Below are 14,321 nucleotides of genomic sequence, written 5' to 3'. Positions count from 1 at the left end.
GCGCGGCGACAGGCTTAGCACGGCAATTGCCGATTCCTCCTGCGCCGGATGCAGGCGTGCCCTGCGGCAGCGCATTTCAAGTGGTGGAATTACTCAATGGTCCACACCAGCGGCGGCCGACCGCCCGCTGTCGGGCGCAGGTGCACGCCGATGTGCCGCCCGCATCCGGCAGCGAGCCCCTCGAACAACCCTTCCAGCACTTTGGTGCAGGCGCGATGATAGTCGGCGACGTCATCCATCAGCTTCCAGCTCTGCTGGCGAAATTCAAACGTGCCTTCTGATGCCGTCGTCTCGACGGAGTCATCCTGCGCCGCAAACAGCGCATTCAGGAACGCTGCGAACTCGCTGGCGCCATCGCGGCGCATAGACAGCGCCGCCGCGACCTCGTCAAAATACTGCATCCCGATCAGCTTGCCGGTGAGGTGCAGGAGATAGCCGGCGTCTTCCGGGCCGAACAATTGCACCATGACGGGCGCGGCGGTGCGCACATATTCCATCGCGTAGTTGCGGTAGGCTTTTTCCAGCCGCGGCTTCGGCCAGCTCGCGACGGGCAAGGCAGGCGCGGTCTTAGCGTCGAACAACGGCGCTTCCAGATGGCGCGCGAACACCAGGCGCTGATCCAGCCCGAGCTGGTGGTCGTACTGATAATAATAGCCTTCGAGTCCGTCCTGACCGTCGACGCTCTGCTTGGTGCAGACGAAGCCGAGCCTGGTATCGCCGAGCGCGACGCCATTGTTGGCGTGCCAGCCGCGCAGCATCGCGCGCGAGACCTCGCCCGGCACGCCGCAGATCGCGGTGCCCTTCCAGATCCAGCGCGGCGGCGGATAGCGGATCCAGGCTTTGCGATCGCTCTCATACATGTACTCGACATGCACGCCGCCGATCCAGTTGGAGAGATAATGATATTGCGCGGCGGCCACCGCCGGCGGCAGATGATTGAGACCGAGCTTTTCGAGCCCCGGCAGGAAGCGCTCCTGCTGCTGGCGGCGAAACACGCGGAAGACGAATTCGGCGGCATCCGCAGTGCCGCGCCGCGTGACGACGGTGAGGATGAGGCCGGTGAAATAAGCGTGATAGAGGTCGGCGACCGCACGCCAGCGCTTCCATTGCGCTTCTTGTGCTGCGTCTGTTGCGGCGGTCATGTTCACTCCCGATCGTTGTTTTGATCGAGTGTGTCACCGCGACCGGTGCGAGGCAACCTGACGCTCAGGCAGAGCGCCCTGCACGCCAGCCCGTCAATTCCGCATCACGAATTTTGCGCAAGCCTGGCCGCGCGCTCGCGCTCGACGCGTTCGGTGACGTCGCGCGCCATCGCGACCGATCCGACCACGGCACCACCGGCATCGCGCACCAGCGCGAAGGTCATCTCGATATAGAGCTTGCGTCCGCTTTTGTGCAGCGCGCGGGTCAGCGTCGGCTTGCCCGCAAGCTTCATCGCCCCGGTGGCAAGCGCAGCTTCAAAGCCCTTCCAGTGCGCGGCACGCAGATGTTCGGGAATGATCAGATCGAGGTTCTGGCCGAGCGCCTCGTCCGCCGAGAAGCCGAACAGCGTGGTTGATGCGCGATTCCAGCGTGTGATCGTGCCGGCTCGATCCGAATAGATCAGCGCGTCCGCGACGCCTTCGAGGATTCTTGCGTCGAGTTGATCTGTCATCTCACCGCCTCGCACGTAGCTGGATTTCGCTTCGCATCCTGACACACATTCGGTGTCATCGCCCGGATCGGGCGATCCAGTATTCCAGAGGCATCTGTTGTTAGATGCCGATAGGCTGCGGCGTACTGGATGCCCCGGTCAAGCCGGGGCATGACAGTAGGGTGTGTAGCTACACCCGAAAATGCTTCGATAGTTTGAGCCCCTGCGCCTGGTAGTTCGAGCCGATGCGCTGGCCGTACATCGCGTCGGGGCGCGCCAGCATCTTCTCATAGACGAGACGGCCGACGATCTGGCCGTGCTCGAGGATGAACGGCACCTCGCGCGAGCGCACTTCGAGCACGGCGCGCGATCCCTGCCCGCCAGCGCCGGCGTAGCCGAAGCCGGGATCGAAGAAGCCGGCATAGTGCACGCGGAACTCGCCGACCAGGGGATCGAACGGCACCATCTCCGCGGCGTAATCGGGCGGCACCTGCACGGCTTCCTTGGAGGCGAGGATGTAGAACTCGCCGGGGTCGAGGATCAGGCTGCCGTCGGGACGCGCCGAGATCGGCTCCCAGAAATCCTCCACCGCATAGCCGGAGCGGCGGTCGACGTCGACGACGCCGGTGTGGCGCTTGGCGCGATAGCCGACGAAGCCGTTGGCCTTCTCGCCGGAGAGGTCGACGGAGACGGCGACGCCGCCGGTGAGATCGGCATCGTCGAGATCGACGAGACGCTCGGTCGCATGCAGCGCCTCGAGCTCGTCGATGTTGAGGATGGCATCTCCGGTGCGGAAGCGCACCTGGCTCAGGCGCGAGCCCTCGCTGACCAGCACCGGAAACGTCTTCGGGCTGATCTCGGCGTAGAGCGGGCCGTGATAGCCGGCGCCGATCATGTCGAAGCGTCGGGTGCCGTCGGCGATGACACGGGTGAAGACATCGAGCCGGCCGGTCGAGCTTTTCGGGTTGGCGGCGGCGACGATCTCCGGCGGCAGCGCCAGGCTTTCCAGGAGCGGCACGATGTAGACGCAGTTGGTCTCCAGCACCGCGCCATCGGCGAGGCTGAACTCGTGCAGCTTCAACTCGTCGATGCGCTCGGCGACGGTCGCGCCGGGACCCGGCAGGAAGCTGGCGCGAACGCGATAGGCGATGTCGCCGAGGCGAAGGTCGAGGCTCGCCGGCTGGATCTGGCTTTCGACGAAGTCATAAGCGGGCAGGATGAGGCCCGCCTTCGCCATCGCCGCGATCATGCGGTCGGGCAGGATACCATTGGCGTCGGCGGCAACCGTGAAGCTCAACCGGGGGTCCTCGTCAGGGGTCAAATGCATCCGGACATGCGGGAAATAGCAGCCTTTTACGGCTATCCGATGGACGCCTTGACGGAAAGGCCATTGCGGAATATGAGCATCACTTATCCCGTGGTGATTTGAGCCGGCCGGCTTGCAGCCACGTTAAATAAGTCGCTAAACAGGCCGGGGACCTCTGTGATCCCGGCCCGTGGAAGTTATCCAGGCCGGTTTTTTTGTGACCATTTTCGATGGTCACGCAGAGGAGGTCCTATGTCGAAGTCCCCGGCGTCCACCACGCAATACCGTCCTGAAACCCGCCTGGTCCATTCCGGCACCCTGCGCTCGCAATATGGCGAGACGTCGGAGGCGCTGTTCCTGACCCAGGGCTACGTCTACAACAGCGCCGAGGAGTGCGAGGCGCGGTTCAAGGGTGAGGACCCCGGCTTCATCTATTCGCGCTATTCCAACCCGACCATCTCGATGTTCGAGCGCCGCATGATCGAGCTCGAAGGCGCCGAAGCCGCGCGTTCGGCCGCGACCGGCATGGCCGCGGTGACGACCGCGATCCTGGCGCCGCTGAAGGCCGGCGATCACGTGGTGGCCTCGCGCGCCCTGTTCGGCTCCTGTCTCTACGTCATCCAGGATCTGTTGCCGCGCTACGGCATCGAGACGACGTTGGTCGACGGAGCCGATCTCGACCAGTGGCAGCGCGCCTTGCGGCCGAACACCAAGACGTTTTTCCTGGAGAGCCCGACCAACCCGACGCTCGACGTGCTCGACATTCCAGGGATCGCCGAGATCGCGCACAGCGGCGGCGCGCGGCTCGTCGTCGACAACGTGTTCGCGACGCCGATCTGGCAGAGCCCGCTCGCGCTAGGGGCCGACGTCGTGGTCTATTCCGCGACCAAGCACATCGACGGCCAGGGCCGTTGTCTCGGCGGGATCATCCTGTCGTCTGAAGCGTTCATCGCCGAGCACATCCACAATTTCATGCGCCAGACCGGCCCGTCGATCTCGCCGTTCAACGCGTGGGTCCTGCTCAAGGGCCTGGAAACGCTCGGCGTACGCGTGCGCGCGCAGACCGAGACGGCGGGACGCATCGCCGACGTGCTGGCGAGCCATCCGAAGATTTCGCGGCTGGTCTATCCCGGCCGCGCCGATCATCCGCAGGCAGCTCTCGTGAAGAAGCAGATGCGCGGCGGCTCGACGCTGGTCGGCTTCGAGGTCAAGGGCGGCAAGCAGGGTGCGTTCCGTGTGCTCAACGAGCTCAAGCTTGCAAAAATCTCGAACAATCTCGGCGATGCCAAGAGCCTCGTCACGCATCCGGCGACCACGACGCATCAGCGCCTCAAGCCGGAAGACCGCGCCGCGCTCGGCATCAGCGAGGGCTTCATCCGCTTCTCGGCGGGGCTCGAGCATGTGGATGATCTGATCGAGGATCTGACCGCGGCGCTGGAGAAGGCGTGAGGCGATTGGGCTCTCGTAGGGTCGATTAGCTAGCGGACTGCGCTTCGCGCAGCCGCGAGCTAACCCACCCTACGGCACCGAGCCTACATCGGCCGATACGTTCGCACGTCCGCGGGCACGTTGACGCCGAGCTTGATCTGACCGACGGAGCGGATGATGTCGTCGCCGAGGATCTGCGCGAAGCAGGCATAGCCCCAATCGTTCATGTGCAGGCCGTCGGCGATCACGAAACTCTCGACCGGGATCGATTGATTCTCGTGCCAGTCGCGCATCACCTCGAAGCGGGGGAAGATGCCGACGTGACGGAGCTCGGCGACCTTGCCGAGCAGGTGCACCATCTTGCCGGCGCTCTCCTTGCGCTGGTTGACGGCTGGCGAATATTGCGGATCGACCAGCACGATGTCGGCGCCGCCAGCGGCCTGGATGCGGGAGATGCCGTCCTCGACCATCTTGGCGGTGTCACCGGGATCGAGATTGCGCAGCACCGCATTGGTGCCGACCTGCCAGATCACGAGATCCGGATGCACGTCGATCACCTCCTTCTGGAGGCGCTTCATCATCTCGGGCGCGTCCTCGCCGCCGACGCCGGCATTGATGACGGTGATGTCGGCGGTCGGATATTGCCGGCGGAGCTGCGCGGCGAGACGGTTCGGATAGTTGAAATCGGGCGAGCTCGCGCCATAGCCTGCCGTCGACGACGAGCCGAACGCAACGATCACGACGGGTTTGCCGGCGACGAGCTTGCCCGCAACATGCGGCAGCGAGCCCATCGCCTTCGAGCCACCCTTCGGCGTGAGGCACGGCACGCGGCTGAAAATGTCCCCGGCGGATTTCGCGACCTGCTTCACCTTGTCGATGGCGCGGGCGGTCACGCCGCGCTGCTCGTGGGATGTCGCGGCGACGGTGGTCTGGGAGGGCGAAGCGGAAGCCGGACTAGCGGCCTGCTGCGGCGCGGGCGTTGCCTGCGTGGCCTGCGCCTGCACTGGTGCCAGCGACACCGGCGTCAGGAGCAGCAGAGCCGCCGCGGGCGCAGCCAGCCATGCTGTCAACCAAAAAGGGCGGAGAGAACTCATTAACGCTAGACCTCAATTTTGCTGCTGGGCCGGCCCCAGATGGGCTGCGTCGATCACAAACTGTGCCAACGCCCGGCCAAGGCAGTCATGGACCTGTTTCGCCAGCTCTGGCCCGCGGGACGGGCTGAACAGGTCGAACTGACCCTGATCATTCCACTGCCGCATGATCGCGAAACGGTCGAACAGCGGGATGTCATGCTCCTGCGCCACCACCCGCATATTGTCGAGATAGGGCGGCACCGAGATCATGGTTTCGGTACGCGGGCTGTACTGCAAGTTCATCAACACGACGTCAGCCCCTGCTTTTTGCAGCGCGGAAACCCCTTCGGTCACCGCCCCGCGAAAATCATCGGGATCAATCGCTCGGATAGCATCCACAGTCCCGGTCTGCCAGATGACCAAAGTAGGCCTTTTTGCTTCCATCAGCTTAACGAAGGTCGCGGCCGCCTCCTCGGCCGTCTTCTTGCTCTGTATTTCTACGGAGACGTGCACGGTCTCCGACGGCAGCAGCCTGTCCTGCAGGATGGCCTGCATGCGCGCCGGATAGGAGCTGTCCTCTGAGGCCGGAATCGTGGTCGAACGGCTGCCGATGACGAGGATTTCCAGCGGTTTGCCGGCCTTGATGGCATCGGCGACCCGGGGAAGCTGGCTTTCAGTGGTGAGCAGATAGGATGGCAATTCGCAGGCTGGGGGCGCGGCCGGACCAGCCGGCACGGCTTCGCCCGCGCGCGCCAGGGGCGCGGCGAGGTTACCGCACAGCAGGACCAGGCTCAGGAGAACCTTCGCCTTCATCAGCCCCCTCCCGCCAGATCGGCGTTGCCGACGGCGTTTTTGGTTTTCGCACCGCTCTTGTCAGCCACGCGCTTGTACCACGAAATCACCCAGGCAACGCCCCACATGATCAGGATTCCGGAGAGACTAATCAGCGCATGCATGGCTGCGCCGCCGGAGACTTCGGCCAGGATGAAATGGCCGGCGAAGGCGAGGAAGACGCCGAGACAAAAGATCTCCAGGGAATGCTGGCCGCAGAGGATCAGCGGCCGCAGCCAGGGCGATTTCAGGCCCGGCCATTCCCGGGGCAGGAAGCGAACGGTGAGCGCGGCGAACGCCAGGAAATGCGTGAAGCGCAGCACGTCGAGATCGGCCTTGTCGATCGGATACATCCACTGCTCGAGCCGCCTCGGCATGAAGTGGGAGAGCTGCGGCACATACCAGGTCAGCGTCACGTAGAACGCCGCGACGAGATAGGCGATCGATATCCACATCGTGACGCGGGACGCCAGGATGCGCGACATGCGTCGCGCACCTCCGAGCGCACACCATGCACCGAATACGAAAAGCAACTGCCAGGCGAAGGGATTGAACGCCCAGAAGCCGTTCGGATAGGCCGACAGATACAGGTCGTATTCCCAGGTCACCGCGTAGAGCAGAACCGAGAGGCCGAGCGTCACGTCGGGCCGCCATTTCATCAGCCACAAGATCAAGGGCAGCGCCAGCATCAGCACGATATAGAGCGGCAGCACGTCCATGTTGACCGGACGAAAGCGCAGCAGCAGCGCCTGCACGATCGTGACGTCGGGCTGCTTGAGGAAATCCATGATGCCCATCTCTTCGGTGTAGAGCGGGTTCTCGAACCTGGTCGCAACGTAGGAGATTTCGGCGAGGAAGATCGTGAACAGAAAGACGTGGGCGACATAGATCTGCCAGACGCGCCGCAGGATGCGCGCGGTGGCGACGACGAAGCCGCTTTCGAGCATGGCACGACCGTAGACGAACGCCGCGGTATAGCCGGAGATGAAGATGAAGATCTCGGTGGCGTCGCTGAAGCCGTAATTGCGGATCGTGAACCAGGTCAAAAGGCTCGGCGGCAGATGGTCGACGAAGATCAGCCACAGCGCGAGCCCGCGGAACAGGTCGAGCCGGAGTTCGCGCTCGCCGGTGGCGGGCAGCGTGATGGCCGGCGCGGCGGAGCGCAGCTTCGCCTCCGCAGGTCTGGCCTCCGCAGGCTTGCCGGTTCCCGCGATCGTCGATCCCGTCACTTGGTCGGCAATGGTCATCGGGGGTTCGAAACCCTTCCGCAAATCGCGACGTGTCATGGAGTGTACAGGTCCGGCCGTCGTCTCGCAAAGCGGCCGGATCACATTGGGTCTACTTCCTCGGCAATTCTGGCGGCACGATGTCACCAAAACCGCCTGCGGGCGTTGGTTCCCGGCCGGGTTTTCGTTATGATGGCCGCCATGTATCGCGCTGTGACCCGCCAGATCGAAGTGACCGTCGAGCCGAACTTTGTTCCGGAGCAGTCGTCGGCTGACCGCTCCCGCTATTTCTGGTCCTACACCATCGTCATCACCAATTCCGGCGACGAAACCGTGCAGCTGAAGACGCGGCACTGGATCATCACCGACGCCACCGGCCGCCAGCAGGAGGTCAGGGGCGAGGGCGTCGTCGGCGAGCAGCCGACCCTGGCTCCCGGCGAGCGCTTCGAATACACCTCCGGCGTGCCGCTCGCGACCGCCTCGGGATTCATGACGGGCCGCTACCAGATGGTCAGCGAAAGCGGCGAACGCTTCGAGATCGACGTGCCGACGTTCTCGCTGGACAGCCCGGACAACAAGCGGGTGTTGAATTAGCGCGGTGCCGTAGGGTGGGCAAAGGCGCAAAGCGCCGTGCCCACCATTCCAAACGTGGCGCATAAGATGGTGGGCACGCTGCGCTTTGCCCACCCTACGACTGGATTGCTTCGCTGCGCGCGCAATGACGGAGGATGCGACGCCTACGCGTCTTCCACGCCCGCCTCGTGCGGCGTGAACTGGTACACCGACGAGCAGAACTCGCAGGTCACGACGACCTTGTCGTCCTTGACCATGGCGGCGCGGTCGTCGGGCGAGAAGCTCTTCAGCATCGCACCAACCGCGTCGCGCGAGCAGGAGCATTGCGCCTTCAGCACCAGCGGATTGAACACACGCACGCCGCGCTCGTGGAACAGGCGGAACAGCAGCCGCTCGCCGGAGAGTTCGGGGTCGATCAGCTCGACGTCCTCGACGGTCTCGACCAGCGAACGCGCCTCGACCCAGGCGTCGTCTTCGGCGACAGCATGCACCTCGGCGCCTTCGGGCGCATCGCCGGGATGCAGATCGGCCTGACGCGCGCGCTCGGGCGCCTTCGGCAGGAACTGCATCAGCATGCCGCCGGCGCGCCAGCGATGCTTGCCGCCGTCGTTCGAGCGCCACTCCTCACCGACCGCGAGACGCACGCGCGTCGGGATCTGCTCGGAGCGCATGAAATATTCGTGGGCGGCATCTTCCAGGCTGCCGCCGTCGAGCGCGACCAGACCCTGGTAGCGGCTCATGTCGGGACCCTGGTCGATGGTCATGGCGAGATGACCGTTACCGAGGAGCGTGCCGGAATCTTTTGTCTCGCCGAGGCGCTCGGCATCGTAGCGCGCATAGGCGCGGAGGCGATCCGGCGCCATGTAGTCGACGACCAGGAACGACACCGGACCGTCGGTCTGGGCCTGGAGGATGAAGCGGCCCTCGAACTTCAGCGCCGAGCCGAGCAGCGTCGTCAGCACGATGGCCTCGCCGAGCAGCTTGCCCACGGCAGCGGGATAATCGTGCTTGGTCAGGATCTCGTCGAGCGCGGGACCGAGCCGCACGAGGCGGCCGCGCACGTCGAGTGCGTCGACCTCGTACGGCAGCACGGCGTCATCGATGGGAACCGCTGATGGTGCGCGAACCGGGCCTTCAGGCCCGGTATTCATGTCAGGGGATTGGGAAACCATGGCGCTTTATCTGGGGTCGATGGAGGAAAATGGAAGAGGGCGCGGAGCGCTCCCCGGCATGCAGAATAGATCGCACGAAAGCACGACAAACTCAGGGTCGCCCCGGGGGCGCGCAAAGCGCGAGCCCGGGACCCATAACCACAGGATTACGATGTACCCGGCGACGACCACTCCGAGTCCTCGCCAAACAAATCTCTGTGGTTACGGGTCCCGGATCGGCGCGCCGCTGTGCGGCGCTGGTCCGGGACGACGGCAGTGGATGCGGCCACCGGCGCGGCCACCCGCTCCACCGTCTCGTTACTTCACCGCGTCAAAGCACCAGGCCAGAATGCCCTTCTGCGCATGCAGGCGGTTTTCGGCCTCGTCGAACACGACCGATTGCGGGCCGTCGATCACTTCGTCGGTGACTTCCTCGCCGCGATGGGCGGGCAGGCAGTGCATGAACAGCGCATCGGGCTTGGCCAGCGACATCAGCTTCGAATTGACCTGATAGGGCTTGAGCACGTTGTGACGGTGCTCGCCTTCCTTGTCGCCCATCGACACCCATGTGTCGGTGACGACGCAGTCGGCCCCCTTCACGGCGGCCTCGGGATCGGTGCCGAGCACGATCGGCGCGCCGGTGGCCTTGATGAAGTCCCGCATTACCTTTTTCGGCGCAAGCTCCGGCGGCGTCGCGACATTGAGCTTGAACTTGAAGCGCTCGGCGGCATGCGCCCAGGACGCCAGCACGTTGTTGTCGTCGCCGGTCCAGGCCACCGTCCTGCCCTCGATCGGGCCGCGATGCTCTTCGTAGGTCATGAGGTCGGCCATCACCTGGCAAGGGTGCGAGCGCCGTGTCAGGCCGTTGATGACGGGCACCGTCGCATATTCCGCCAGCTCCAGCAGGGCCTCGTGATTGAGGATACGGATCATGATGGCGTCGACATAGCGCGACAGCACGCGCGCGGTGTCGGCGATGGTCTCGCCGCGGCCGAGCTGCATCTCGGCGCCGGTCAGCATGATGGGCTCGCCGCCGAGCTGGCGCATGGCGACGTCGAACGAGACGCGGGTGCGCGTGGAGGGACGCTCGAAGATCATCGCCAGCGTCTTGCCTTCCAGCGGCTTCACCGGCTGGTGCGCTTTCTGCTTCGCCTTCATGGCGGAGGAGGCCGCGAGCATGCTCTTGAGCTCCGACAACGGGAGCTCGTTGATATCCAGAAAGTGCTTCGGGGACTTGCTCATCAGCTCGCCGCCCGCTTGGTCTGACTGGACGAGATCGCGGCGCAGGCGCGCTCGAGCCGCCCGACGCTGTCCTCGATCTCGGCTTCGGTGACGATCAAAGGCGGCAGGAAGCGCACGACATTGTCGCCGGCGCCGACCGTGAGCAGTTTTTCGTTGCGCAATGCCGCTCCGAGATCGCCTGACGGCACCACGGCCTTGATGCCGATCAGAAGGCCTTCGCCGCGCACTTCGCTGACGATGTCAGGATAACGATCGATCACGGAGGCGAGCTTCTGCTTGAGCAGCAGCGACATCTTCTGCACGTGGTCGAAGAAGCCGGGCTTGAGCATGACGTCGAGCACAGCGTTGGCAGCCGAGATCGCGAGCGGATTGCCGCCGAAGGTCGAACCGTGCGAGCCGGGCCCCATGCCGGCAGCCGCGTCCGCGGTCGCCAGCACCGCGCCGATCGGGAAGCCGCCACCGAGCGCTTTGGCCAGCGACATCACGTCAGGCGTGACGCCGGTGCGGCGATGCGCGAACAGATCGCCGGTGCGGCCCATGCCGGTCTGCACCTCGTCGAACGCGAGCAGCAGGCCCTTCTCATCGCAGAGCTGGCGCAACGCCCTCAGGAAGGCGGGCGTTGCCGAACGCACGCCGCCCTCGCCCTGGATCGGCTCGATCAGGATGCCGGCGGTCTGCGGACCGATCGCCTTCTTGACGGCTTCGACATCGCCATGCGGGACCTGGTCGAAGCCGTCCATCGGCGGGCCAAACCCTTCGAGATATTTTGCCGAACCGGTCGCGGCGAGCGTTGCCAGCGTGCGGCCGTGGAAGGCGCCTTCGAAGGTGATGATGCGGTAACGTTCCGGATGACCCTTGGAGAAGTGATGATGGCGGACGAGCTTGATCACACCTTCCAGCGCTTCGGCGCCGGAATTGCAGAAGAACACGAAGTCCGCGAAGCTTTCGTTGCACAGACGCGCGGCGAGCTTCTCGCCGTCCGGGCTCTGGAACAGGTTCGACATATGCCAGAGTTTGGTGGCCTGCTCCTGCAACGCCTTGACCAACGCAGGATGAGCATGGCCGAGCGCATTCACCGCCACGCCCGAGGTGAAATCGAGATAGCGATCGCCATTGGTCGCAATCAGCCAGCAGCCTTCACCGCGCTCGAAACCGAGGTCGGACCTGGCGAAAACGGGGAGCAAATGCGGCGCTGCGCTGTTAGTCATGACGATCACTTGAATGTTGCGGACGGTGTGAGCGTGCATTGCGCAACGCACCATTGACCGGCCCGGAAAACGAAACGTGCCGCCTTTTAAGGGCGGCACGTGTGACTATCTTATGCCTGGTGAAACCGGTGTCAATGCCGCCCGGAAAGCCTCGCGAAACGCAAAATCCGTAGTCTTGCGGTGGCGATTTTGCGTATTTCCGCCACGGAACATGTGGAAGCGAGTCGGCGGACTCTTGCGCGTGAGTCACGCCATATTGTAGCGTTTGGCTTGTCAGATACGACATCTCGTGCAGCAGTTCTGATCCTCTAAGTCCTCATGTACCGGCGTAAGCGTTCGGGCGCATCTGGTGCGCCCGGCGAGCCTTAAGGGATTCTGGCGGCACGGGTTTTTCGAAGCTTAGGCATTCGCCGTGCGGCCGCCAGGATGGCAGGCGCCGGCGAAGGAAAGGGTGCAATGACCGTTTTGACCTGGTCGGATGATCGCGTCGAGCAGCTGAAAAAGCTCTGGGAGGCCGGACTTTCGGCCAGCCAGATCGCCGCTGAACTCGGCAATGTGACCCGCAATGCCGTAATCGGCAAAGTGCACCGGCTCGGCCTGTCGGGCCGCGCCAAGAGCCCTTCATCGGCAGCGCCGCGGCCGCGCAAGGCGCGTCCGGCGCAGCACATGATGCGGGTGACACGCCCGATCGCACGCGGCAACACCGCGCTGGCGCAGGCCTTCGAAGTCGAGGTCGAGGCCGAACCGGTCACCTACGACAACGTCGTGCCGATGAGCCAGCGGCTGTCGCTGCTGGAGCTGAACGAGGCGACCTGCCACTGGCCGGTCGGCGATCCCTCGAGCCCGGATTTCTTCTTCTGCGGCGGCAAGGCGCTCTCCGGCCTGCCCTACTGCGCCCAGCACTCGCGCGTGGCGTATCAGCCCGCGGCCGAGCGCCGGCGCGCGCCGGCGAAGCCGGGTCCGCGCTGAAGTCGTTCTGAGCTCAGACAAGGAGCCGTCACACGATGACGGCTCAGCAAATCCGATGTCGTCCCGGACAAGCGCGCCTCAAGCGCGCGCTGATCCGGACCCCCTAACCACCGCAAGATGTGGCTACGGGGACTCGGAGTTACCTTTTCGCACAATAATCACTCGCGGTGGGCGTCCTGGACCCGCGCTTACGCTTGTCCGGGACGACACCGAGAGATGGCCGCAGCTCACCGAGCTTACGCCTGCTCCGCCTTCGCAAAGCGATCGTCCAGTGCGTAGCCCGCGCCGCGGACGGTGCGGATCGGGTCCTGCTCGCGGCCGAGATTGAGCAGCTTGCGCAGGCGGCCGATATGGACGTCGACGGTGCGCTCGTCGATGTAGATGTCACGGCCCCAGACGCTGTCGAGCAGCTGCTCGCGCGAGAACACGCGGCCGGGATGCTCCAGGAAGAACTCCAGCAGGCGATATTCGGTCGGACCGAGATCGATCGGCCGGCCCGAGCGCGCCACGCGGCGCTTGTCGCGGTCGAGCTCGATGTCGCCATAGGCGAGCACGGTGGCGAGCCGCTCCGGGCTGGCGCGCCTGAGCAGGCCCTTCACGCGTGCCAGCAGCTCCGGCACCGAGAACGGCTTGACGATGTAGTCGTCGGCGCCGGTCGCAAGGCCCCGCACCCGCTCGCTCTCCTCGCCGCGCGCGGTGAGCATGATGATCGGGAGCTGCTTGGTCTCGGGCCGGGTGCGCAGCCGCCGGCACAGCTCGATGCCGGAGAGGCCCGGCAGCATCCAGTCGAGCACGATCAAATCGGGGATATGCTCCTTGAGGCGGGTGTCGGCATCGTCGCCGCGCATCACCGTCTCGACGTCATAGCCGTCGCCTTCGAGGTTGTAGCGGAGAAGCTCGGTGAGAGCTTCCTCGTCCTCAACCACCATAATGCGTGCGCCCATGGTGTTCGTCGCTCCTTAAGTGTTCGGGACCGTCGTGGCGAAAGTCGTCATGTCGCCCTTCGGCCGCTTGTCGGTGATCGCCTGGCCCTCGATCATGTAGAACACGGTCTCGGCGATGTTGGTGGCGTGGTCACCGATGCGCTCGATGTTCTTGGCGCAGAACATCAGGTGGATGCAGAACGAGATGTTGCGCGGATCCTCCATCATGTAGGTGAGGAGCTCGCGGAACAGCGAGGTGCAGATGGCGTCGACTTCCTCGTCGCCCTTCCACACCGCCATCGCCGCCGGCAGATCGTGCGCGGCATAGGCGTCCAGCACCGACTTGACCTGCTGCTGCACGAGATCGGTCATGTGCTCCAGGCCGCGGAACAGCTTGAGCGGATGGAAATCCGTCTCCAGCGCCGCGACGCGCTTGCCCATGTTCTTGGCGAGGTCGCCGATCCGCTCGAGATCGGTGGCGACGCGCATGGCGCCGACGATCTCGCGCAGATCCACCGCCATCGGCTGGCGGCGCGCGATGGTGAGAACGGCGCGCTCCTCGATCTTCTTCTGGAGCGCGTCGAGCTCGGTGTCGATGGTGACCACGCGCTGGCCGAGCGCGACGTCGCGGCGGATCAGCGCGTCGACGGAATCGACGATCATGCGCTCGGCGATGCCGCCCATCTCGGCGACCAGGCGCGTGAGCTCCTGGAGGTCGGTGTCGAAGGCCTTTGCGGTATGTTCAGAACCCATGTTCC

General features: G+C 64.7%; 14 protein-coding genes and 1 riboswitch. Of the genes, 3 read left to right on the top strand and 11 right to left on the bottom strand.

Features of this window, described 5'->3' with window-relative positions; all coding sequences use genetic code 11:
* Positions 1-89: 89 nt before the first annotated feature.
* The 3 genes from ABIB95_RS13945 to ABIB95_RS13935 form a co-directional block, all read right to left on the bottom strand.
* Positions 90-1,142 carry a hypothetical protein gene (locus tag ABIB95_RS13945; protein ID WP_354240045.1) on the bottom strand — a complete coding sequence of 351 codons (1,053 nt, stop codon included), beginning with the start codon at positions 1,140-1,142 and terminating at the stop codon, positions 90-92.
* Between the two features lie 104 nt (positions 1,143-1,246).
* On the bottom strand, positions 1,247-1,654 hold the full coding sequence (locus ABIB95_RS13940; protein ID WP_354240043.1) for a PAS domain S-box protein: 408 nt from the start codon (positions 1,652-1,654) through the stop codon (positions 1,247-1,249).
* A gap of 169 nt (positions 1,655-1,823) precedes the next feature.
* A complete protein-coding gene (locus tag ABIB95_RS13935; RefSeq protein WP_094183942.1) occupies positions 1,824-2,960 on the bottom strand; it encodes a 2'-deoxycytidine 5'-triphosphate deaminase in 1,137 nt (378 codons plus the stop codon).
* An 80-nt stretch (positions 2,961-3,040) separates the two neighbouring features.
* Positions 3,041-3,120: riboswitch (SAM riboswitch) on the top strand.
* Between the two features lie 71 nt (positions 3,121-3,191).
* Between ABIB95_RS13935 and ABIB95_RS13930 the strand changes: the two genes are divergently transcribed.
* Positions 3,192-4,388: an O-succinylhomoserine sulfhydrylase gene (locus ABIB95_RS13930; protein WP_063979873.1), complete on the top strand. Its 1,197-nt coding sequence runs from the start codon at positions 3,192-3,194 to the stop codon at positions 4,386-4,388.
* A gap of 83 nt (positions 4,389-4,471) precedes the next feature.
* Here ABIB95_RS13930 and ABIB95_RS13925 read toward each other — a convergent pair whose 3' ends face one another.
* Genes ABIB95_RS13925 through ABIB95_RS13915 form a run of 3 tightly spaced genes read right to left on the bottom strand, consistent with a single transcriptional unit; the run spans position 4,472 to position 7,518 of the window.
* Complete coding sequence (locus ABIB95_RS13925) at positions 4,472-5,461, bottom strand: SGNH/GDSL hydrolase family protein (protein ID WP_071909137.1); 990 nt, start codon at positions 5,459-5,461, stop codon at positions 4,472-4,474.
* Between the two features lie 12 nt (positions 5,462-5,473).
* Positions 5,474-6,253 (bottom strand): SGNH/GDSL hydrolase family protein, encoded by a 780-nt coding sequence (locus ABIB95_RS13920; RefSeq protein WP_354240040.1) that lies wholly within the window; start codon positions 6,251-6,253, stop codon positions 5,474-5,476.
* Positions 6,253-7,518: an OpgC domain-containing protein gene (locus tag ABIB95_RS13915; protein WP_354240038.1), complete on the bottom strand. Its 1,266-nt coding sequence runs from the start codon at positions 7,516-7,518 to the stop codon at positions 6,253-6,255. The genes ABIB95_RS13920 and ABIB95_RS13915 overlap by 1 nt, the downstream gene beginning before the upstream one ends.
* 180 nt (positions 7,519-7,698) lie before the next feature.
* Here ABIB95_RS13915 and apaG point away from each other — a divergent pair, with 180 nt between their 5' ends.
* Complete coding sequence (gene apaG / locus ABIB95_RS13910; protein WP_014491305.1) at positions 7,699-8,091, top strand: Co2+/Mg2+ efflux facilitator ApaG/CorD; 393 nt, start codon at positions 7,699-7,701, stop codon at positions 8,089-8,091.
* 143 nt (positions 8,092-8,234) lie between these two features.
* Here apaG and ABIB95_RS13905 read toward each other — a convergent pair whose 3' ends face one another.
* The 3 genes from ABIB95_RS13905 to ABIB95_RS13895 all read right to left on the bottom strand — a co-directional run bounded on the left by ABIB95_RS13905 (position 8,235) and on the right by ABIB95_RS13895 (position 11,671).
* On the bottom strand, positions 8,235-9,242 hold the full coding sequence (locus tag ABIB95_RS13905; RefSeq protein ID WP_354180394.1) for an Hsp33 family molecular chaperone: 1,008 nt from the start codon (positions 9,240-9,242) through the stop codon (positions 8,235-8,237).
* 297 nt (positions 9,243-9,539) lie between these two features.
* Entirely contained in the window at positions 9,540-10,463 is a 924-nt protein-coding gene (gene argF, locus ABIB95_RS13900) for an ornithine carbamoyltransferase (RefSeq protein ID WP_014491303.1), read from the bottom strand.
* On the bottom strand, positions 10,463-11,671 hold the full coding sequence (locus ABIB95_RS13895; RefSeq protein WP_354240036.1) for an aspartate aminotransferase family protein: 1,209 nt from the start codon (positions 11,669-11,671) through the stop codon (positions 10,463-10,465). The genes argF and ABIB95_RS13895 overlap by 1 nt, the downstream gene beginning before the upstream one ends.
* Before the next feature lie 456 nt (positions 11,672-12,127).
* Here ABIB95_RS13895 and ABIB95_RS13890 point away from each other — a divergent pair, with 456 nt between their 5' ends.
* On the top strand, positions 12,128-12,640 hold the full coding sequence (locus tag ABIB95_RS13890; RefSeq protein ID WP_354095540.1) for a GcrA family cell cycle regulator: 513 nt from the start codon (positions 12,128-12,130) through the stop codon (positions 12,638-12,640).
* A gap of 236 nt (positions 12,641-12,876) precedes the next feature.
* Here the strand turns inward: ABIB95_RS13890 and phoB are convergent, their stop codons facing one another.
* Together phoB and phoU are read right to left on the bottom strand one after the other, a co-directional pair.
* Positions 12,877-13,584 carry a phosphate regulon transcriptional regulator PhoB gene (gene phoB / locus ABIB95_RS13885; RefSeq protein ID WP_014491300.1) on the bottom strand — a complete coding sequence of 236 codons (708 nt, stop codon included), beginning with the start codon at positions 13,582-13,584 and terminating at the stop codon, positions 12,877-12,879.
* Positions 13,585-13,599: 15 nt separating this feature from the next.
* Positions 13,600-14,316: a phosphate signaling complex protein PhoU gene (gene phoU, locus ABIB95_RS13880; protein ID WP_028148025.1), complete on the bottom strand. Its 717-nt coding sequence runs from the start codon at positions 14,314-14,316 to the stop codon at positions 13,600-13,602.
* Positions 14,317-14,321 lie beyond the last annotated feature (5 nt).

This window comes from Bradyrhizobium sp. LA2.1 (assembly GCF_040547725.1).
Taxonomy (GTDB): domain Bacteria; phylum Pseudomonadota; class Alphaproteobacteria; order Rhizobiales; family Xanthobacteraceae; genus Bradyrhizobium; species Bradyrhizobium barranii.
The sequence above is the reverse complement of the archived record's forward strand: the minus strand, read 5'-3'. Positions and strand labels throughout refer to the sequence as shown.

Excerpts from the sequence above, each read along its gene's own strand:
- ABIB95_RS13945 (WP_354240045.1), bottom strand. The coding sequence starts at position 1,142 with ATGACCGCCGCAACAGACGCAGCACAAGAAGCGCAATGGAAGCGCTGG.
- argF (WP_014491303.1), bottom strand. The coding sequence starts at position 10,463 with ATGAGCAAGTCCCCGAAGCACTTTCTGGATATCAACGAGCTCCCGTTG.
- phoU (WP_028148025.1), bottom strand. The coding sequence starts at position 14,316 with ATGGGTTCTGAACATACCGCAAAGGCCTTCGACACCGACCTCCAGGAG.
- ABIB95_RS13920 (WP_354240040.1), bottom strand. The coding sequence starts at position 6,253 with ATGAAGGCGAAGGTTCTCCTGAGCCTGGTCCTGCTGTGCGGTAACCTC.
- ABIB95_RS13890 (WP_354095540.1), top strand. The coding sequence starts at position 12,128 with ATGACCGTTTTGACCTGGTCGGATGATCGCGTCGAGCAGCTGAAAAAG.
- ABIB95_RS13935 (WP_094183942.1), bottom strand. The coding sequence starts at position 2,960 with ATGCATTTGACCCCTGACGAGGACCCCCGGTTGAGCTTCACGGTTGCC.
- ABIB95_RS13930 (WP_063979873.1), top strand. The coding sequence starts at position 3,192 with ATGTCGAAGTCCCCGGCGTCCACCACGCAATACCGTCCTGAAACCCGC.
- ABIB95_RS13895 (WP_354240036.1), bottom strand. The coding sequence starts at position 11,671 with ATGACTAACAGCGCAGCGCCGCATTTGCTCCCCGTTTTCGCCAGGTCC.
- ABIB95_RS13925 (WP_071909137.1), bottom strand. The coding sequence starts at position 5,461 with ATGAGTTCTCTCCGCCCTTTTTGGTTGACAGCATGGCTGGCTGCGCCC.
- phoB (WP_014491300.1), bottom strand. The coding sequence starts at position 13,584 with ATGGGCGCACGCATTATGGTGGTTGAGGACGAGGAAGCTCTCACCGAG.
- ABIB95_RS13940 (WP_354240043.1), bottom strand. The coding sequence starts at position 1,654 with ATGACAGATCAACTCGACGCAAGAATCCTCGAAGGCGTCGCGGACGCG.
- ABIB95_RS13915 (WP_354240038.1), bottom strand. The coding sequence starts at position 7,518 with ATGACCATTGCCGACCAAGTGACGGGATCGACGATCGCGGGAACCGGC.
- apaG (WP_014491305.1), top strand. The coding sequence starts at position 7,699 with ATGTATCGCGCTGTGACCCGCCAGATCGAAGTGACCGTCGAGCCGAAC.
- ABIB95_RS13905 (WP_354180394.1), bottom strand. The coding sequence starts at position 9,242 with ATGGTTTCCCAATCCCCTGACATGAATACCGGGCCTGAAGGCCCGGTT.